The following is a 20,103-nucleotide window of genomic DNA, read 5'->3' on the forward strand; positions in this document are numbered from 1 at the left end:
CTTGGGCAACCAGCGCCTGATGGCAGAATAAGGAGTTTTCATTGAGCAAGTCCGCCGTTAAAAAGATTCAAGCCATTCGTGGTATGAACGACCTATTGCCCAGCGACAGCCCGCGCTGGCAATTTTTTGAAGCCAGGGTACGCCAGTTGATGCTGCGCTACGGCTTCAACGAAATTCGCACGCCTATCGTTGAGCAGACGGCGCTGTTCGCACGCTCTATTGGTGAAGTGACCGATATCGTCGAAAAAGAAATGTACACCTTTGACGATCGTAATAGCGAGAGTCTGACCCTGCGCCCTGAGGGTACCGCGAGCTGCGTACGCGCGGCGATGGAGCATGGTCTGCTGTATAACCAGACCCAGCGGTTGTGGTACCAGGGGCCCATGTTCCGTTACGAACGCCCGCAAAAAGGCCGCTACCGTCAGTTCCACCAAATCGGTATCGAGGCCTTCGGGTTTGATGGTCCGGACATCGACGCTGAGGTGATTCTGCTTTCGGCGCGTCTTTGGAAAGAGCTGGGGCTCATGGAGCACGTTACCCTTGAGCTTAACTCCTTGGGTTCGTCTGAGGCGCGTGCGGCCTATCGCGACACGCTGGTGGCCTACTTCGAACAGCATCTAGACGCTCTCGATGAAGACTCCAAGCGTCGCCTCACCAGTAACCCGCTGCGTATTCTCGACTCCAAGAATCCGGCCATGGCCGAGATGCTGGATGCTGCTCCGCAGTTGATGGATCACCTGGATGACGAGTCCCGCGCGCATTTTGAGCAACTGACCAAGATGCTTGAAGCGGCAGGTATAGATTATGTGATCAACCCTCGCTTAGTGCGTGGGCTCGACTACTACTGCCGCACTGTCTTCGAGTGGACCACCACCGCACTGGGCAGCCAAGGCACTGTGTGCGCAGGCGGCCGCTACGACGGCTTGGTTGAGCAACTGGGCGGTAAACCTACTCCGGCCGTTGGCTTTGCCATGGGCATTGAGCGTTTGATTCTACTGCTCGACACCCTGGAACTGATTCCCCAGGATGCGCTCGGCGGCTGTGACGTGTATGTGCTCCCCATGGACGATAACGCCACGACGGCGGCGATGACGCTGGCGGAAAATTTACGCAGCGAACTGCCCGAACTGCAGCTGCAACTTCACTGTGGGGGCGGTAGTTTCAAAAGCCGGATCAAAAAAGCCGATAAGAGTGACGCTTCCATGGCGATACTCCTCGGCGAAGATGAAATCGCGCAGCAGTCGGCGACACTCAAGTTTTTACGCGATGATCGCGAACAACAGCGTGTGCCACTCGCCACTTTAGGCTCTACGCTGCGTGAGCTATTAGCCCCAGGCGCTTAGCCTACGACTGTTTGTGTCTACGACAATAGAGAAATAGGAGCCCGCCCGTGGTGGAGCTGAGAAGCGAAGAAGAGCAGCTAGACGCTGTTAAGCGCTGGTGGAAAGAGAACGGCATGTCGTTGATTGCAGGCGCTGTCCTGGCAGCGGCGGGTGTGTTCGGTTGGAATGCCTGGCAGAACTATCAGCAGGGCCAAGCCGAAGCCGCCTCTATGCGTTACCAGCAGCTGGTCAGCATGACCGCTGGTAACGAGCTTGAAGACGACCAACTGGCTAGTGCGCGCGATATGGTCACCGAACTGACCGATGAGCATGGCGACACGCTATATGCCGAACTCGCCCTCCTACTCGATGCTCGCCTGGCGGTACAGCAGGGTGACCTGGAAGGCGCGCGCACCGCGCTGGAAAGCGCTGCTGACTCGTCGCGTCGTTATGTGCAGAGCCTGGCGTGGCTGCGCCTAGCACGGGTCGAACTCGCTGACGGCAACTCCACCCAGGCGCATGCGCTGCTGGACGAACCGATCAGCGACGCACTGGCGGCCCAACGGGCGAACGTGCGCGGCGATGCATTTGCTGCCCAGGGCGACACTGAGGCGGCCCGTGAGGCATGGGAAACCGCGTTAGAAGTGTCTCAAACCCAAGACCAGCCGCTTTACGGCGTGCAGTTCAAGCTTGATGATCTCGGCGCTGAGGAGGCGACACAATGACGATGAGCATGCTAACTACCCGAGGATTTTCCAAACAGCTGATGCGCGCCAGTATGGGCGCGCTGACACTGGCTCTCTTGGCGGGCTGCGCCAGCAAAGGTGAGCCCGCCTTTACACCCAAAGAGCTGCGCAGCTTCGATGAGACCTCCTCGCTAGACACCCAGTGGGATCGGAACGTGGGCGATGGCTTAGGCCATGCTCGCTACCCTATCGCGCCTTCCCGTGAAGGCGACACGGTGTTTGCCGCTGACGTTGAAGGGGTGGTCATGGCGATGGACGCCCATAACGGCGACGTCGAGTGGGAAATCGACCTGGAAACCACCATTTCCAGCGCGCTCAATGCCATTGCCGGACAGGTCTATCTAGCCACCGGTAACGGTGAAGTCATCGCCCTGGATCAGCGTGACGGCAGCGAAAGCTGGCGCTCTCGGGTCTCCAGCGAAGTGCTGGCGGCTCCCCAGGCCAACCAGCAACTGCTGATCGTTCAGAGTGTCGATGGCCGCGTGACTGCGTTGGATCGCGCCAGCGGCGAAGAGCGCTGGGTTTACACCAGCTCGCAACCTTCACTCACCCTGCGCGGTACCGGTACACCGATGGCCATTGACCCGGTCAGCTTTGTTGGCTTGGCCAATGGTCGCTTAGCCACGCTGGATAACCGCAGCGGCCAACCGCTATGGGATATGCAGATTGCGACGCCCCAAGGCCGCAGCGAAGTGGAACGCCTGGTCGATCTTTCCGGCCAGCCGATCATCAGTCCGGATGGGCGCCTGTTCGTGACCAGCTATAACGGCCGCGTCGTTGCCCTGGAAGCCACGCAAGGCGACTTGCTGTGGGAAGCGGACCTCTCCAGCCGCCATACCCCTATCCTGGTCGGCGACTTGCTGTTTGTCGTCACCGACGACAGCCAAGTGGTGGCGCTGGATGCGAATAGCGGTCGTGAAGTTTGGCGTAATGACGACCTACAGGATCGCTGGCTCACCGCGCCCGCCTTTGCCGATGGACGCTTAGTCTTTGGCGATTTCGAGGGTTATCTTCACCTCATTGATGCCCGTGAAGGCGATATCGTCGGCCGCACTCGGGTGCACAGCTCGGGCATCAGCGTACGCCCGGTCACTGAAGGCAGCACCATTCATGTCCAGGCCAATAACGGTCGCCTGGAAACCCTGGAAGTCACTCCATGACACCCGTCATTGCTTTAGTCGGTCGGCCTAATGTAGGCAAATCGACGCTGTTTAACCGCCTAACGCGTTCGCGTGATGCATTGGTGGCCGACTTTCCTGGCCTCACCCGTGACCGCAAGTACGGCAACGGCATGCTGGGCGATAAAGTCTATACCGTCATCGACACAGGCGGCATTAGTGGCGATGAAGAAGGGATCGACGCCGCCATGGCGGAGCAGTCCCTGGCCGCCATCGATGAAGCCGATATCGTGCTGTTTATGGTCGATGCGCGCGCTGGGCTTATCGCCGCTGATCAGGCGATTGCCAACCACCTGCGGGTCAACCAGAAGAAAACTTGGTTGGTGGTGAATAAAACCGACGGACTGGAAGAGCACTCGGCAATGGGCGACTTCTGGTCGCTCGGCTTAGGCGACCCGTGGCCGATTGCAGCCGCTCACGGGCGTAATGTGTCGACCCTCATCGATGTGGTGCTCGCTCCTTTCCCGGAGCGCGATGCCAGCATTCCCGCGGACACCGGTAGCAAAGGCGTTCGCATCGGCGTGATTGGTCGCCCGAACGTAGGCAAATCGACGCTGGTCAATCGCCTGCTCGGTGAAGATCGGGTCGTCGTTTTTGACGAGGCGGGCACGACCCGTGATGCTATCGAGATTCCCTTCGAGCGCCGCGGCAAGCCCTATGTACTGATCGATACCGCGGGTATCCGGCGGCGTAAGAACGTGCGCGAAATCGCCGAGAAATTCTCCATCATCAAAACCCTGGATGCGATCAAAGAGTCCCATGTAGTAATCATGGTGCTGGATGGCTCCAGCGGTTTGGTGGAGCAGGATCTTCACTTGCTCGACTACGTGTTGACCACCGGCCGCGCGCTGGTACTGGCAGTCAACAAGTGGGATGGCCTGGAGACCGAAGCCAAGGACAAGATGCGCACCGAAGTGAAGCGTCGCCTAGGCTTTGCCGATTACGCCGAGCTGCACTTTATCTCTGCCCTGCACGGCACCGCGGTGGGGGATCTCTACCCGTCGATCGATCGCGCCTTCGACGCCGCTAACGCCCACTGGTCGACCAACCGCTTAACCACCCTGCTCCAGGACGCGGTAAGCCAGAACCCACCGCCCATGGTGCACGGCCGTCGTATTAAACTGCGCATGGCGCACCAGGGGGGCAGCAATCCGCCGATTATCGTTGTCCACGGAAACCAAACCGAGTCGCTACCCGAAGCCTACCGTCGCTATTTGACCAACACCTTCCGCAAGGTACTCAAGGTGCGTGGCACGCCGATTCGCTTTGAATTCCGCTCGGGCAACAACCCATTCGATGACATGGCGGGTGCCAGCGATAAAGAGAAAGCCAAAAAGCGTGAGCTTAACCGCACCAAAGAGGCGCGCAAAAGCCGTCGCTAAACGCTTTAACCACTGATCGTTATTTAAATCCGCCCGCTTGCACCGTCAAGCGGGCGTTTTGATTTTAGCCTCAAATCAAACCGGCCGCTAAATGCGTAAATTCGCTTGACAGAAAAGGACTTCAGACCTCAAATAGCCGCGCTTATTAGCTCGAACCTAGTACGTTCGCATTAGCACCTTACCCTCAGCATCGTTACTCCACTACTAACGCCCTACTTAAGGGGAGTCTTATGCTTCATGTTGCTCGCTACTGGCGATGGCTGACTCTATTTGGCGTTGCCAGCCTACTCACTGGATGTCTCGCTCTGCCACAAACCGGCCTGTTTGCGTTTCGTTTGGCGGTGACCTCACTGGGAGTCGAAGATGTTCGTATTGGCCCTTACAGCATCAATGCGGGGCTAGACACCAGTGATTTAACCAGCTTGATTGCGTCAAGCCTAGGCGCCGGTAGCCTGCCCGTGCAGGCCACCATTGCCATGGGGCTTGGCTTACCGGCGGGCATGCCCCCGGTGGAAATGTCGGGCTTCCGCTGGTCGCTGGATATGCCGGGGGTTGCCCCTGTGCAGGGTAACTATGAGCAGGATGTCACGCTGACCTCTGGTGGCGATGCCAATCTGCGCCTACCGGTCGCCTTTGATGTGCTTGCCACCGACACTCAGCGCATGGCCCCCATGCTGGAGCTTGCCAAGCAGCTGGCATCTCAGGGCGAACTGCCGACCGGCAGTCAACTGGCCGTCACGCCTGGCGACCTGCGCGGTTTAGGCATGCGGCTGCCAGCAGGTTTGTTGACACCCACCCTGCGCCTAAACGTAGGCGCTGATGGGCAGTTAATTCCCCAGCGTTAAGCGCTAACCCCCTTCAGCCTCCCTGCTCAGCCGCTAGGTGGGTTATGATGGGGGATTGATTTACTGCTGTCAGCGGTTATCTTGTGTGCAGGAAAACCATTCATTTATAAGGAAACCGTCTCATGCGCTGGCTTCGCCCTCTCGCTGTTACCGCCCTATGTGTGTCTATCGCTGCTTGTACCACCTCGCCCACCGGGCGCTCGCAGTTGCTGCTGCTCTCTGACGGTGAACTCAATGAGATGGGCCGTCAGGCATTTTCTCAATATCAGCAGGAGCTTCCCAGCGCTGGTCAAGCCAGTCAGCGCTATGTGCAGTGTATTGCCGATGCCATCGTGGCGGAACTGCCCGCCGGACAGCGGCAGTTAGACTGGCAAATCCGCGTGTTTGAATCCGAGCAGCCGAATGCGTTCGCGCTTCCCGGCGGCTATATGGGGGTGAATACCGGCATGCTGGATATTGCGACTAGCCAAGACCAACTTGCTTCCGTGATTGGTCACGAAGTTGGTCACGTACTGGCTAATCACGCCAACGAGCGCGCCTCGACCCAGAGCGCCACCTCGTTAGGCCTGTCGGTTATTTCCAGCACTTCGGGCATGCAATCCGCTGGTGGCCAGCAACTGATGGGGGTGCTCGGCATGGGCGCACAGTACGGCATCGTTCTACCCTTCTCGCGCGCCCATGAAAGCGAAGCCGATGTGATTGGGCTGGATCTGATGGCCCAGGCGGGTTTCAATCCCCGTGAGAGCGTCACCCTGTGGGAAAACATGCAGGCAGCCACAGGCGGCGGTGCGCCTCCCGAGTGGATGTCGACCCACCCTGGCCAAGGCCAACGCATTGAAGGCTTGCAAGGCAATATGGATCAAGCCCTTGCCCTTTACGAGCAGGCTCGCAGCAATGGTCGTACCCCCAACTGCCCACGCCCGTAACGGCTCACGTTGTGGCCTGATGGCGTCATGCTCTGAGGTTTAAATGATTAGACTAGGGTTACTGCTGCTGGTGCTGCCGCTGTTTGTACTGATGGGCGTCTTTTTCTGGGAGTTGAACGATGTGCGTGCGTGCCAGTTAGACGGCGGCCACTGGAACTATATCGACAGTGTCTGCGCGGACACGCCGCAGCCCTTCGTGTCTTGGCTGCAGCGCTCTCCCCTCCTGGTCAATGGTGGGATGGTACTCTCGGTGGTTGGCCTAGCAATGTGCATGGTAGGACTTTACGTCAAACGCGCAAAGTGACCCAGAGCAGCCCCATAAAAACGGGGGCGGATTAGTTATCCGCCCCCGTTTTTATGTGCTATTGCCTGGAGGAGGTTATCAATAGTTAAGCGACTGGCGTAGTGTTTCACGCACGGGGATGGTATCTGGCCTGACGTTGCGCCACAGGAAAAACGACTCGGCGGCCTGCTCGACCAGCATGCCCAAACCGTCAAGTAGCTTTGCACCACGCGGGCCTGCCCACTGCAGAAACACCGTCGGCTCGGGCCCATACATCATGTCGTAGGCCCAGGCGTTGGCATTGAACAAACGGTCCGGTAGCGGCGGTAAATCGCCAGAGAGACTGGCGCTGGTGCCGTTAATGACCACATCAAAAGTGCCGTTGACGGTATCAAAACCGCCGCCTTGAATAGCCCCCAGATCGACAAAATCACTGGCTAACTGTTCGGCCTTGGCGGCGGTACGATTGACCACCACCACCTCGCCGGGCTGCTCGGCCAGCAGTGGTTCGAGAATGCCACGTACGGCGCCGCCTGCGCCCAGCACCAATACACGCTTTCCGGCTAACGCCACACGGTGATAGGTCAAATCGCGCACCAAACCAATGCCATCGGTGTTATCGCCGTAAGTGCGGCCATTCCCCCCCAGAATAAGCGTATTCACCGCGCCAGCCCGGCGCGCGCGATGACTCAAGGTATCGCAAAGCGCAAAGGCATCGCCTTTGAATGGTACGGTCACGTTGGCACCGCGCCCGCCTGCGTCAACAAAGGCGCGCCATGCAGCGGCAAAACCATTAAGCGGCGCTTCCTGGACGGAATACTCCAACGCTTGCTGCGTTTGATGGGCAAATTCAGACTGGATCAGCGGTGACTTGGAGTGCTTAACGGGGTTGCCAAATACGCAGTAGCGATCGCTCATGATGGCTCTCCGCTATCGTTAGAGGTTGCATCCTCAGCAGCTTCGCCTAGCCAGTCGCGGGGATGCAAAAAATCCTGCAAACGTGCTTCGGCGCTGCCAGGTTGGGGTTCAAAGGCGTACTCCCAGCGCGCCAGCGGTGGCATCGACATTAAGATCGATTCGGTGCGCCCGCCGCTCTGTAGACCAAACAGCGTACCGCGATCCCAGACCAGATTGAACTCGACATAGCGGCCCCGGCGGTAGAGCTGGAACTCGCGTTCGCGCTCGCCCCAGGCGGCATTTTTCCGGCGTTCGACAATGGGGAGATAGGCGTCTAAAAAACTGTCGCCCACCGCGCGCTGCATGGCAAAGCACTCGGCAAACTCGCCGTCGTTCAGGTCGTCGAAAAACAGCCCGCCCACACCCCGGGTTTCATTGCGGTGCTTGAGGTAAAAGTACTCGTCACACCATGTTTTATAGCGTTCATAAACGTCTTCGCCAAAAGGGTCGCAGGCGGCTTTGGCCACGCGGTGCCAGTGCACGACATCTTCCATCACGGGGTAAAAGGGCGTTAAGTCGAAGCCCCCGCCAAACCACCATACCGGCGGTTCGCCGACTTTCTCGGCAATAAAGAAGCGCACATTGCCATGGCTGGTCGGCACATGGGGATTTTCCGGGTGCAGCACCCAGGAAACGCCCACCGCATGAAAGCTACGCCCGGTAAGCTCTGGGCGCGCAGCAGTGGCCGACGGCGGCAGTTGAGTGCCATAGACATGCGAGAAATTAACACCGCCTTTTTCAAACACGCCACCATGAGTCATCACTCGCGAACGACCGCCGCCCCCCTCTTCACGCTCCCAGCTATCTTCTTGGAACCGGGCAGCCCCGTCGGCGTCTGCTAATCCCGCGCAAAGCCGCTCCTGCAGATCAAGAAGGTAGTGTTTAACGTCATCAAGGTGCTCGTGTGCCACGGGAACTCCTGGAGGTAAATAGTGAATGTAACGCGGTAAGTGGGTAGCCGTCAGTGGTGAGTTGCGAAGTGCCGGTTAAGCACGCATGACCTTGCCCGTGACTAAATCCCTAATCGTACTGGGCTTGGCATTGCCCCCCAGCTCACCTTCCACCAAGTAAGCGACTTCATCGCCAAAGATCGCGGTGATCTCGGCAGCACTCATGGCGGGGGGCTCCCCGGCGCGATTGGCCGAGGTCGAGACCAGCGGCCCACCAAAGGCGTCGCATAAGGCTTTCATCATCGGATGGTCGGTGACCCGCAGCGCTACGCGCTCATGGGCGCCCCTGACCAGCCCGTGGCTGCGGCCGTTATCAGGCACTAACCATGTATTAGGCCCCGGCCAACTAGCGGCCAAAGGCGCATGTAGCGCTAGCGGAAGCTGGCTCAACCAGGGCTGGAACTGCTCGATACGGGCGGCAACGAGGATAACGCCTTTAGCGGGGTCGCGCTCTTTCATGCGCATCAGGTGCGCCAAGGCTTCGTCGTTTTCGGGGTCACAGCTCAGTCCCCAAACCGCTTCGGTGGGGCAGGCAATCACGCCCCCGGCACGCAGCGCGCTAATGGCAGGGGCTAGATCAGCAGCTAAACTCATGGTTTCTCCTCACCGTCAGGGCGAACATGCCCGCATCCTATCATGAGCGCGGTAGCCGCACCCAGCCTCCCGCCTGCTGGCTTACCCAGCCCTCCAATTCAAGCATCAGCAGGCGCTGTTGGCAGTCACTCACCGTCACGCCCGTGGCATGTACCAATAGATCGATCGGTGTCGGCGTGGCCGAGAGGGATGCTAATAAGGAATCGGGTAAGTTTTCAGCCGGCGTAGCGGACAAGCTTGGCTGAACGGCGTCTTCGAGTGGAATAAACGCCTCCGCCCAGTGGCCGAGATCGGCGATGATATCGTCAACACTACAGGCCAGGTGCGCCGCGCCTTGGCGCAGCAGTGTCAGACAGCCGCGGGCCTGCACGTTGTGCAACGAGCCCGGCAGCACAAACAGCTCACGATTCTGCTCCAAGGTGAGCCGCGCGCTGACCAGCGAGCCGCTTTTTTCGGTCGCTTCCACCACCAGTGTGCCGAGTGACAGGCCGGTAACGATGCGATTGCGGCGAGGAAAAAACGCGGGCCGTGCGATGGTACCAGGCGGATGCTCTGACAACAGCAGCCCGCCAGGTAAACGGCTGAGCTGCTCATGGAGATCGCGATGAGAAGCGGGATAAATCACATCGACACCGCAACCGAGTACCGCAACGGTGCGCCCTCCCGCCTCTAGTGCGGCGCGCTGTGCGACGCCATCGACACCCAATGCCATGCCGCTGACCACGCACCAACCGCGTCGGGCCAGGTCGCGGGCAAAGGTTTGGGCGTTGTGGGTACCTTCGCTGGTCGGGCGGCGGGTGCCCACCATGGCAAGCTTGGGGCCCTCCAGCGCGCCAAGGTCGCCTTGGGCCCAAAGTACCACGGGCGGGTCGGGTAACTCGTTTAGCAATGCAGGCCAAGCGGGATGGTCGCGATGCAACAGGTGGCGGCTTGGCCCGCCCTGCTGCCACGCCAGGGTCTCATCGACCACCTTTTGCAGCGGGCTGCGAGAAGGATGTTCCAGCCAAAGGCGCAGCTCGTTGGCCGCGCGGCTGGGCAGTGCGGCCAACCAACCCGCTGGCCACGCCGGCTGACGTGCCACTAACTGGGCGATACGCAACGCGCCCATGCCAGTTAACGAATTGACCACCAGCCACGCCTGGGCGTCCATAGGTTCTCCTTAATCACTCAGTATTGCGCCCGCTCGTTAGTCGGTGACGCAACTTGATCGCCGACTGCCAATACACGCGACGCCTGCATCACCAAGGCGTAGCTGACGTGATCATAGGGCTTGAAGACCATCACCACGCCTGCCTCAGTGCTGGGCAACTGAACCAGTTCCTGGGTACGAGGATCATTGATCAACTCCCCCTGCTGATTAACGCGCAGCACATGGCCTGCCTGCAAGCCATCCAGGGTCCCCCGATCAAGCGCAACGATTTGATAACGACCAATAAAGCGCACGCCCCCTGGCACGGCAATAATTTGCCCTTCGACGTCATTTAACGGGGCACGGGGCATAAACTCGCTGTTTAGCTCGCGCTCTTCCAGCGGCAAGATAATATCGTTAATGCGTACTTCCTGATGTGAACTGATGACCTCAAGCTGCGCCAGATCGCCTTCACGGCTGATAGGGCGAGCCTGCCCCACACTGATCAGCTCTAACCCCAGCGGCGTGCCATCCATCGCCTGGTAGGGCTCGGATGGGCGAAAAATCCCCACTCGGCCAAGCCGCGGCACCTCACCGCGCACATAGATTCGATCCCCGGCACCACTGATCAGGCGATGATCATTCCCTGCGACGACATACGCCAACTCTTGTAGCCCTTCTCGATCATCTACCACGCGGTGTTCGCGCAGGAAGGCGCGCGCCACCGCCATCGGAATGGGCTCAATCGCCTCACGGTGCGGCAATGTACGCACCTGGGGTGAAAGCTTTACCACCTGTTGGCCACGCTCCAACGCTAAACAGGGAGTGCCCTGACAGTCGCTCAGCACCAACACATCACCTGGGTAAATCAAATGTGGATTGGCGATTTGCGGGTTGTGTTGCCACAGCTGAGGCCATTGCCATGGGGCGTATAGAAAACGCCCGGCGATAGCCCACAGCGTATCGCCAGCAGCCACTTGATAGCGCTCGGGTGCATCGCTGCGCAGACGCTCCCACGCCGCTGTATCCGCGCTAATTAGCAAGGCTGCACTCAGCAGCAGTGCCCCAAAAGCGTCACGAAAGGCGTGTTGTTTCGCCGCCATCCTGCTCTCCCTTGTGAGGGTATCCTTACGAATACACTATGATTGATAACACGCCCCTCGCTCCAGCCAGCCATGCCCAGAAACGTTGACAGCATGATATAGTGACCCATCATAAAGTACCTAGGCGAGAAGACGCTCGTCACTGCCTAGCTTGACTTAATTTAGACTCAGCATAACGGTGATTGTAACGCCATGGCCAAACTTCCTATTCTTGAATTCCCCGATGAGCGCCTGCGCACCAAGGCAGCCGCGGTGGAAACCGTCGATGATGAAGTGCGTAAACTCGTCGATGATATGCTGGAGACCATGTATGACGCCCGAGGTATCGGTCTCGCCGCCACGCAGATCGATGTCCACCGGCGCGTGGTAGTAATGGATGTCAGCGACGACAACTCCCAACCCCTGGTCCTCATCAATCCGCGCTACACGCCGATAGGCGAGGAAAAAGAGCCGCTGTCAGAAGGCTGCCTGTCGATTCCCGAGTATTACGCCGAAGTGCCACGCTATCTTAATGTGACGCTCAATGCGCTGGATCGTAATGGCGATGCTTATGAGCTTGAGGCCGACGGTTTATTGGCACACTGTATTCAACATGAGTACGACCACCTAGAGGGCGTGCTGTTTGTTGATTACCTGTCGCCGCTTAAGCGTGACCGTATTCTCAAAAAAATGCAGAAACGCCATAAGCAGATCCAGGACGCCTAAGTCCTTTTCTACTGATCCCTTTTTCCTGCTTACATTTTCGATACGCCAGGTAGCCCTCAACTTATGTCACGATTGCGCGTTGTTTTTGCCGGCACGCCTGAATTCGCCGCTTCGAGTCTGGCAACGCTGCTGGAAAGCCAACACCAGGTAGTCGCGGTTTACACCCAGCCCGACCGCCCTGCCGGGCGGGGCCGCAAACTCACGCCCAGCCCGGTCAAACAGCTGGCGCTAGCGCACGACCTGCCCGTTTATCAGCCCCAAACCTTAAAAGAGTCCGCTGCACAAGCCCAGCTAGCGGCGATGAATGCGGACATCATGGTCGTGGTCGCTTATGGGCTGCTGCTTCCCCAAGCCGTGTTGGACATACCGCGCTTAGGCTGCGTTAACGTTCACGCCTCGCTGCTGCCCCGGTGGCGCGGCGCGGCGCCCATTCAGCGGGCCATCGAAGCGGGCGATAGCGTCTCGGGCGTCACCATCATGCAGATGGACGCGGGCTTGGATACCGGCGCAATGCTGTCTGAAGTGCGCACGCCGATTACGTCACGCACCACCGGTGGCGAGTTACATGACCGCCTCGCGGTTCAAGGCGCCAATGCACTCGTGACCGTGCTGGATGATCTAGCTAAGGGCGCCATTACCGCCACGCCGCAGCCGGAGGAAGGCGTGACCTACGCCGCTAAACTCAGCAAAGCGGAAGCCGAACTCGATTTTCACCAGCCCGCTCTCCAATTGGCCAGCAAAATTCGTGCGTTCAATCCTTGGCCGGTTGCTTGGTGTGCGCTGGGCGATGATCGCCTGCGACTGCTGATGGCAAGCGCCGAAACAGGCGACCACCCGCCGAACGAACCCGGCACGCTACTTGAGCACGGTGACGACCATCTGCGCATTGCCTGCGGCAGCGATGGTCGCGACGTGCTGTGTGTCACCATCGCGCAGCTGCCCGGCGGCAAAGCGATGGCCGTTCGAGAGCTACTCAATGCGCGCCACGCGCGCCTTGCTACCGGCACTCACTTAGGCAAACCAACGGCTCAGGCCAGTGAAGGAGATACACCATGAGCCAAAAGCGCCCCCCTCCAAGCGGTGGCAGTGGCCAGGAAGTACGCGCCGCTGCGGCCCGCGCACTGGCGCCGGTACTCAGCGACCAAGGTTCATTGGCCGGGCTGGACGAACATAGTGTGGTGGCCCGTGATCGTGGGCTGCTCAAAGAGCTCTGCTTTGGCACCTGCCGCCGCTTACCCCGCCTGGAAGCATTAGCCAGCGTTCTGCTTAAGCAGCCTTTCAAGAAACGCGATAGCGATGTGCAGGCTCTGCTGCTGCTGGGTATCTACCAGTTGCTCTACATGCGTATTCCCGCCCATGCGGCGGTCGGCGAAACCGCAGGGGCGGCGCGCTTACTCAAGAAAGAGTGGGCCACCCGCGTACTCAATGGCTGCCTGCGCCGTCTACAGCGCGAGTCAGAGGCGCTTCAGGCGCAGGTAGATAAGGAGGAGAGTGTAGCGTTAGAGCATCCGTCCTGGTTACTTAACGCCTTGCGTCAGGCATGGCCTGAGCAGTGGCGCGCTATTGTAGAAGCCAATAACCAGCCGGGGCCGATGACGTTAAGAGTGAATCAGCATCACAACGACCGTGAAGCCTACCTCTCGCTGTTGACCGAGCAGGGATTGAGCGGCCACTTATGCCCCCACGCCCCCGATGCGATCACGCTGGAAACGCCCTGCGATGTCAGCACGCTTCCCGGCTTTGACGCGGGGCACGTCAGCGTTCAGGACGAAGCGGCGCAGCTCTCGGCAGTGCTGCTGGGGCCTGCTTTAGCGCCTCGCCCCGGTGCCCACGTCTTGGATGCTTGCTGTGCGCCTGGCGGTAAAACCGCGCATTTGCTGGAGCAGTTCGATATCAACCTAATCGCAATCGATAGCGATAACCAGCGCCTGGCACGGGTAGACGATACCCTCAATCGGTTAGGCGTCGAAGCGGTGCTCGAACACGCCGATGCCACCGAGCGTGACTGGTGGAGTGGCACGCCCTTTGATGCCATTTTGCTCGATGCGCCTTGCTCGGGTACCGGTGTTATCCGCCGCCACCCGGATATCAAAAAACTGCGCCGTAAAGACGATATTCGCCCCTTGGCCAAGCTTCAGCGCCAGCTGTTAGACAACCTCTGGCCGATGCTGCGCGAAGGCGGCACCCTGCTCTACGCCACCTGCTCGGTTCTGCCGGAAGAGAACAGTGAGCAAATTGAGGCGTTTCTTGCCCGCACGCCTGACGCTCATGTGACTACGCCTAACGACGTTGCCTGGGGCATTGTCAGCGGCGCGGGTCGCCAACTGTTTCCGGCACAGGGCAGCCACGATGGCTTTTTTTATGCCAGACTAGAGAAGCGGTCTGTCTAGGCACCACTGATGCCAAGGCAGTGAATTTATGACAAGGAAGGAGACACTATGAGTCATCATACTTACAAGCACGTAGAACTGACCGGATCTTCAGAGAAAGGGATCGAAGAAGCCGTTCAGAACGCACTGGCCAAAGCATCCGAAACCATCCAGCACATGCGCTGGCTGGAAGTGGTCGACACCCGTGGCCACATTGAAGATGGCCAAGTGGCGCACTGGCAAGTGACGGTTAAAGTCGGCTTTACGCTAGAATAAGCCTCACCTGCTTTTCAGCGGCGGCTGGTTTACACTGGCCGCCGTCTTTATTGCAGCGCATGATAGACCCTCCTGCCCCCTTGCGGGTCAGAACAGCGTCCTAAGACCGCCTTCTGGTCTTAACGACATCGCGCTGGCGCTTTTAATGGAACCGATGCTCAGCAATGAAAATCATCATTCTCGGCGCCGGCCAGGTCGGCGGCACCTTGGCAGAACACCTCGCTCGCGAGGAAAACGACATTACGGTCGTGGATACCGACGCGAAAAAGCTGCGCGATCTGCACACCAAACTCGATATCCGCACCGTGACCGGCGCGGGCTCCTACCCGATCGTGCTGCGCCAAGCAGGCTGCGAAGACGCCGACATGTTGATCGCCGTGACCAATAGCGACGAAATCAATATGATCGCCTGCCAAGTGGCCCACACACTGTTTCGCACTCCCACCAAAATTGCCCGGGTGCGCGCTACAGCGTACCTCACCCGCAAGGGGCTGTTTGCCCACGAAGCGATTCCCATCGACGTACTGATCAGCCCTGAGCAGGTGGTCACCGATCACGTGCGTCGCCTGATTGAGCACCCCGGTGCGCTACAGGTACTGGAGTTTGCCGGTGGCCTGGTGCAACTAGTAGCGGTAAAAGCATTCTATGGTGGCCCGCTGGTGGGCCAGGATTTGGCGTTTCTGCGCCGCCATATGCCTAATGTGGATACCCGCGTGGCGGCGATCTATCGCCGTAGCCGACCAATCATTCCCCGTGGCGATACGGTCATCGAAGCCGACGACGAGGTCTTCTTCCTCGCCGCTCGGCGGGATATTCGCGCGGTGATGAGCGAGCTGCGCCGGGTCGAGCGGGATTTTCGCCGGGTGGTGATTGCAGGGGGCGGCAATATCGGCGAACGGCTGGCGGAGCATCTGGAGCATAGCCACCAGGTCAAGATCATCGAGCACAACCTGGAACGCTGCACCACGCTCTCTGAGCGGCTTGATCGCACCGTGGTGCTTCACGGCAGCGCCACCAGCAAACGGCTGCTTGAAGAAGAGAATATCGAAGAGTGCGATATCTTCTGCGCGCTGACCAACGACGACGAGGTCAATATCATGTCGTCGCTACTGGCCAAGCGGTTAGGCGCAAAGAAGGTGCTGACGCTGATTAACAACGCCGCTTATGTAGACTTGGTGCAAGGTGGCGAGATCGATATCGCCATTTCGCCTCAGCAGGCAACCATCGGCAGCCTGCTGACCCATGTGCGCCGCGGCGACATCGTCAATGTCCACTCACTGCGCCGGGGTGCCGCAGAAGCGATTGAAGCGATCGCCCACGGCGACAAGCAGTCCTCTAAAGTGGTTGGGCGCACCATTCGTGAGATCGATCTACCCGAAGGCACCACGATCGGCGCCATTGTGCGCGGTAAAGAGGTCATCATCGCCCATGGCGACGTGATGGTGGAGAGCGGCGACCACGTGATTCTGTTTGTGATCGACAAACGCCGCATTCGTGATGTGGAGCGCTTGTTCCAAGTCGGTCTCACGTTCTTTTGATAACCCCCGAACCACTGCCGCTGGCAGCCAATAACAGGAGCATGCAACAACCATGAGTCTGCGGGTTATTTTGCGCATTTTGGGGCTGCTGCTGATGCTATTCAGTCTTACCATGCTGCCCCCAACGCTAATCTCTCTCTGGTTTCGCGACGGCGTCTGGAGTGCTTACATCAGCGGTATCGCTATTTCGGTGGCCACCGGGCTGCTGCTGTATTTACCTAATCGACGTTCGCAAAAAGAGCTGCGTATCCGCGATGGTTTTATTATCGCTGCCATGTTCTGGACGGTGTTGGCCCTGTTCGGCTCACTCCCCCTAATGCTGTTTGGCGAAGGCTCGCTAAGCATTACCGATGCGGTATTCGAGTCGTTTTCCGGCCTGACCACCACCGGTGCCACGGTGATCACCGGCATCGACTTTTTGCCCGAATCGATTCTTTACTACCGCCAGCAGCTCCAGTGGCTGGGCGGCATGGGGATCGTCGTACTGGCCGTTGCCATCCTGCCCACGCTCGGGGTCGGCGGCATGGCCCTCTACCGTACCGAGATACCAGGCCCTCTCAAGGACTCCAAGCTAACGCCGCGCATCACCGAAACCGCCAAGGCGCTGTGGTATATCTATGCCACGCTCACTGTGGCCTGCATGGTGGCTTATATGTTGGCGGGCATGAGCTGGTTCGATGCCTTGAGCCACAGCTTTTCCACCATCGCCAACGGTGGCTTTTCTACCTACGATGCCAGCATTGGCTATTTTGATAGCGCCACGATTGAGTTGATCTGTGTCGCCTTCATGCTTATTTCAGCGTTCAGTTTCAGCCTGCATTTCATTGCATGGCGTGAAAAAAGTTTGATGCACTATTTTCATGACCCTGAAGCGCGTTTTTTGATGCTTTTTTTGCTGGCCCTGATCGTCGTGACCGTGCTGTCGCTGTGGCTAACGGACACCTACGATACGCTGCGTGGTTTACGGCACGGCGTCTTTCAGGTGGTCTCGGTCGCCACGACCGCTGGCTTCAGTGTCGCTGACTTCTCCATGTGGCCAGGCGCCCTGCCCTTTCTGCTGTTTGTCGCCGCCTTTGTGGGTGGCTGCTCTGGGTCTACCGGTGGCGGCATGAAGGTGATAAGGATTATTTTGATCCTTAAACAAGGCATGCGCGAAATCATGCGCTTAATCCACCCCAATGCGGTCATTGCCGTCAAAGTGGGCAAGGTCAGCGTGCCAGACAGCATTGCCCAAGCGGTATGGGGATTCTTTTCCGTTTACGTACTGCTGTTCTTTTTCATGTTAGTCGGGGTAATGGCGACCGGCGTTGATCAGGTAACCGCGTGGACCACCGTGGGCTCAGCGCTTAATAACCTAGGCCCCGCACTGGGTGAGGCTAGCGCCCACTACGGCGAAATGCCCATTTTGGCAAAATGGATACTGGTACTGGCCATGCTGCTAGGACGCCTGGAAATTTTTACCGTGCTCGTACTGTTTACGCCCGCTTTCTGGCGGCGTTAAGCACTTCACGCCTGCCCCTTATTGATCGATTTGAGAGCTGTTAATGAACCAAGATGATACGTCTCACCAAGAAGCTTCTCAGCAAGCGCGTGGGCCACTGGCGCAAACGCCCAGCTCGCTGCCGGCCACTAGCGGGCCATTAAAAACCTTCACGATCGGCGAAACCCGCTACACGCTGCTGGGAACGGCCCATGTGTCGGCTGAAAGCGCCGACGATGTGCGGGCGCTATTGGCAAGTGACGCTTTTGATGCGGTCGCTATTGAGCTGTGTGATGCCCGCCACCACAGCATGTCGAACCCCGACGCCATGGGCGAGCAGGATCTTTTCCAGGTATTCAGAGAAGGCAAGGCAGGCATGGTCGCGGCGAGCCTGGCGCTCGGCGCTTTTCAACAACGGATCGCCGATCAATCCGGCATCCAGCCTGGCGCAGAAATGCGCGCCGCCGTGGAAGAAGCCAGCCGGCGCCAGCTACCGTTACTCTTAGTTGACCGGGATGTAGGCGTAACGCTGAAGCGCATCTACCGCAACGTGCCGTGGTGGCAGCGCTTTTCGCTTTTTTCTGGGCTTATCGGCAGCGTACTTTCCCGGCAGGATGTCTCTAAAGAAGACATCGAAAAGCTCAAAGAGGGTGATATGCTGGAAGCGACCTTCAGCGAATTTGCCGCGGAGTCCGAAGCGCTGTATTCGCCGCTGATTCGCGAGCGCGACCGCTACATGGCGCTTCGCTTGGCCGAAGAGGCGCCGCCGGGGCGTTACCAGCATGTGCTGGTGGTGATCGGTGCGGGCCACCTAAAAGGCACCGGCGAACACTTGGAAGCCCCACTGCCCGCCGACCCTAAAGTAGAGCGCGAATCGCTGGAAGCCACGCCACCGCCGTCCAAACTGTGGAAAGCGCTGCCGTGGCTGATTACCGCGCTGGTCCTCACCGGCTTTGCGATTGGTTTTTCGCGTAATACCGACCTTGGCTGGCAGTTGGTACTTGAGTGGTTCTTGATTAACGGCATTCTCTCTGGCGGGGCGACCATCATTGCCCTGGCGCACCCGGTGACCGTGATTGCGACTTTCTTTGCCGCTCCGCTGACCTCGTTGAACCCAACGATTGGAGCAGGCTTTGTCGCCGCTGGGGTTGAGCTTTATATGCGCAAACCCAAAGTGCGCGATTTTTCATCGCTGCGCCATGATGTCACGCAATTAAAAGGCTGGTGGCAAAACCGTGTATCGCGCACCCTTTTGGTGTTCATTCTGGCCACCTTGGGGTCTGCCATTGGCACCTGGGTAGCCGGGTTCAGAATCGCCGGCGCTCTATTTGGCAGTGGCAGCGCGTAAATAGACTATCACAGCGCTCATTGCTCAATGGGCGCTGCTTCTTGCTTGGCTAATAGGCGCCGCATCGCCGCAGTCGGTGAGTCGATTCTGTGGTGCAAGCGGCTTGCCGCGTAGCTATCGTTAAACACCTCAAAGTAATCATCCAGCACATCCGCAGCAACCGTATCCCCGCCTTGACGCAGCAGTTCAATCGCCACTTCCGCCGTACACAAATGCGCTTTTGACGCCGGTTTGCGCAGCCGATAGCGCGTCTCCCGCTCGGTATTCAACGGCAGTACGGGAAGTGGATCAAGGTAAGCGCTCTTGCGAAACATCCGCCGTGCCTGACGCCAAGTGCCATCCAAAATGATAAACACTGGAATACGCGCCTGCTCTTTCTCCTTGTGAACCGCCTCGATACCCACTACCCGATCCGCATAGTCGGGTTGGTCATCGGGGAAAATCACAAAGGGGGCATAGCGGGGGTCTTTCAACAGCGCTGCCAGCTGTGCATCCGGCGCCTTACGGTACCAAGTAAAGATTCGAGTCTCGCTAAGCACATCACCAATCAAGCGACCTGTATTCGTCGGTTTGTAGTGCTCTATCGGATGCGTTAACAGCCATACCTGAGCAACGCTTTGCGCCTTCACTTGATAGGGACACAAACAATTTAGCGCCGGTAAATTGCAACCTTCACAGCGCGTAACAAAACTGCCGCGAGCTTTGAATTCACGCCTGGGCGGGCGCGGGTGCTCCGCATCTGAATCATGAGTGACGGTGCCATGATCAATAGAGCGATCGTTCAAAGCACTCTCATCAACAGAGCTTTCAAAAGCAGACATCCGCGCTCCAAAGAGTAGGGAAACTAAGACTAAAAGGGCGCAGAGTATAAATGAGCGCGTCGTCTTTTGACGAATATTTCCAACACCACTGTAAACCTAAAAATATCTCAGCGTTGACACCCAAAGCGCAACGCCGCTAAAGTCTCGTCAA

At 58.5% G+C, this 20,103-nt stretch carries 20 protein-coding genes; 14 read left to right on the plus strand and 6 right to left on the minus strand.

Translation table 11 applies throughout. The features are described from left to right. Positions 1-41: 41 nt before the first annotated feature. From hisS to ACUN8H_RS04185, 7 genes are all read left to right on the plus strand, one after another. The gene (gene hisS / locus ACUN8H_RS04155; protein ID WP_445530884.1) at positions 42-1,343 is read left to right on the plus strand and encodes a histidine--tRNA ligase; all 1,302 of its coding nucleotides are present in this window, start codon (positions 42-44) and stop codon (positions 1,341-1,343) included. Between the two features lie 47 nt (positions 1,344-1,390). Continuing rightward, the gene (locus ACUN8H_RS04160) at positions 1,391-2,047 is read left to right on the plus strand and encodes a YfgM family protein (protein ID WP_445530885.1); all 657 of its coding nucleotides are present in this window, start codon (positions 1,391-1,393) and stop codon (positions 2,045-2,047) included. Then, a complete protein-coding gene (bamB, locus tag ACUN8H_RS04165) occupies positions 2,044-3,228 on the plus strand; it encodes an outer membrane protein assembly factor BamB (RefSeq protein WP_445530886.1) in 1,185 nt (394 codons plus the stop codon). Before ACUN8H_RS04160 ends, bamB begins: the two co-directional genes overlap by 4 nt. After that, a complete protein-coding gene (gene der / locus ACUN8H_RS04170; protein ID WP_445530887.1) occupies positions 3,225-4,628 on the plus strand; it encodes a ribosome biogenesis GTPase Der in 1,404 nt (467 codons plus the stop codon). The genes bamB and der overlap by 4 nt, the downstream gene beginning before the upstream one ends. A 230-nt stretch (positions 4,629-4,858) precedes the next feature. Further along, positions 4,859-5,473: a hypothetical protein gene (locus tag ACUN8H_RS04175; RefSeq protein ID WP_445530888.1), complete on the plus strand. Its 615-nt coding sequence runs from the start codon at positions 4,859-4,861 to the stop codon at positions 5,471-5,473. Positions 5,474-5,595: 122 nt separating this feature from the next. Further along, on the plus strand, positions 5,596-6,399 hold the full coding sequence (locus ACUN8H_RS04180) for a M48 family metallopeptidase (protein ID WP_445530889.1): 804 nt from the start codon (positions 5,596-5,598) through the stop codon (positions 6,397-6,399). Between the two features lie 43 nt (positions 6,400-6,442). Then, positions 6,443-6,703, plus strand: a complete 261-nt coding sequence (locus ACUN8H_RS04185; protein ID WP_445530890.1) for a hypothetical protein — start codon at positions 6,443-6,445, stop codon at positions 6,701-6,703. A 78-nt stretch (positions 6,704-6,781) separates the two neighbouring features. Here the strand turns inward: ACUN8H_RS04185 and aroE are convergent, their stop codons facing one another. From aroE to ACUN8H_RS04210, 5 genes are all read right to left on the minus strand, one after another. Then, positions 6,782-7,600 (minus strand): shikimate dehydrogenase, encoded by an 819-nt coding sequence (gene aroE / locus ACUN8H_RS04190; protein ID WP_445530891.1) that lies wholly within the window; start codon positions 7,598-7,600, stop codon positions 6,782-6,784. Beyond that, a complete protein-coding gene (hemF, locus tag ACUN8H_RS04195; RefSeq protein WP_445530892.1) occupies positions 7,597-8,550 on the minus strand; it encodes an oxygen-dependent coproporphyrinogen oxidase in 954 nt (317 codons plus the stop codon). The genes aroE and hemF overlap by 4 nt, the downstream gene beginning before the upstream one ends. Positions 8,551-8,625: 75 nt before the next feature. Further along, positions 8,626-9,183 carry an L-threonylcarbamoyladenylate synthase gene (locus ACUN8H_RS04200; protein ID WP_445530893.1) on the minus strand — a complete coding sequence of 186 codons (558 nt, stop codon included), beginning with the start codon at positions 9,181-9,183 and terminating at the stop codon, positions 8,626-8,628. Positions 9,184-9,223: 40 nt separating this feature from the next. Continuing rightward, complete coding sequence (gene dprA, locus ACUN8H_RS04205) at positions 9,224-10,333, minus strand: DNA-processing protein DprA (protein ID WP_445530894.1); 1,110 nt, start codon at positions 10,331-10,333, stop codon at positions 9,224-9,226. A 17-nt stretch (positions 10,334-10,350) separates the two neighbouring features. Then, a complete protein-coding gene (locus ACUN8H_RS04210; protein ID WP_445530895.1) occupies positions 10,351-11,415 on the minus strand; it encodes a LysM peptidoglycan-binding domain-containing protein in 1,065 nt (354 codons plus the stop codon). A gap of 192 nt (positions 11,416-11,607) precedes the next feature. Here ACUN8H_RS04210 and def point away from each other — a divergent pair, with 192 nt between their 5' ends. The 7 genes from def (at position 11,608) to ACUN8H_RS04245 (ending at position 19,131) form a co-directional block, all read left to right on the plus strand. Beyond that, the gene (gene def / locus ACUN8H_RS04215) at positions 11,608-12,120 is read left to right on the plus strand and encodes a peptide deformylase (protein WP_445530896.1); all 513 of its coding nucleotides are present in this window, start codon (positions 11,608-11,610) and stop codon (positions 12,118-12,120) included. Positions 12,121-12,183: 63 nt separating this feature from the next. Next, positions 12,184-13,176, plus strand: coding sequence for a methionyl-tRNA formyltransferase (gene fmt / locus ACUN8H_RS04220; RefSeq protein WP_445530897.1), 993 nt, complete (start codon positions 12,184-12,186; stop codon positions 13,174-13,176). Next, positions 13,173-14,510 carry a 16S rRNA (cytosine(967)-C(5))-methyltransferase RsmB gene (rsmB, locus tag ACUN8H_RS04225; protein ID WP_445530898.1) on the plus strand — a complete coding sequence of 446 codons (1,338 nt, stop codon included), beginning with the start codon at positions 13,173-13,175 and terminating at the stop codon, positions 14,508-14,510. The genes fmt and rsmB overlap by 4 nt, the downstream gene beginning before the upstream one ends. Positions 14,511-14,558: 48 nt before the next feature. After that, positions 14,559-14,765: a dodecin gene (locus ACUN8H_RS04230; RefSeq protein WP_240717036.1), complete on the plus strand. Its 207-nt coding sequence runs from the start codon at positions 14,559-14,561 to the stop codon at positions 14,763-14,765. Positions 14,766-14,929: 164 nt separating this feature from the next. Then, positions 14,930-16,303 carry a Trk system potassium transporter TrkA gene (trkA, locus tag ACUN8H_RS04235; RefSeq protein WP_290698682.1) on the plus strand — a complete coding sequence of 458 codons (1,374 nt, stop codon included), beginning with the start codon at positions 14,930-14,932 and terminating at the stop codon, positions 16,301-16,303. 52 nt (positions 16,304-16,355) lie between these two features. Next, positions 16,356-17,804 carry a TrkH family potassium uptake protein gene (locus ACUN8H_RS04240; RefSeq protein ID WP_445530899.1) on the plus strand — a complete coding sequence of 483 codons (1,449 nt, stop codon included), beginning with the start codon at positions 16,356-16,358 and terminating at the stop codon, positions 17,802-17,804. Positions 17,805-17,847: 43 nt separating this feature from the next. Further along, positions 17,848-19,131: a TraB/GumN family protein gene (locus tag ACUN8H_RS04245; RefSeq protein WP_445530900.1), complete on the plus strand. Its 1,284-nt coding sequence runs from the start codon at positions 17,848-17,850 to the stop codon at positions 19,129-19,131. Between the two features lie 17 nt (positions 19,132-19,148). Here ACUN8H_RS04245 and ACUN8H_RS04250 read toward each other — a convergent pair whose 3' ends face one another. Further along, positions 19,149-19,952 carry a tRNA-uridine aminocarboxypropyltransferase gene (locus ACUN8H_RS04250; protein WP_445530901.1) on the minus strand — a complete coding sequence of 268 codons (804 nt, stop codon included), beginning with the start codon at positions 19,950-19,952 and terminating at the stop codon, positions 19,149-19,151. Between the last annotated feature and the right edge of the window lie 151 nt (positions 19,953-20,103).

It is taken from the genome of Vreelandella sp. V005 (assembly GCF_052645115.1).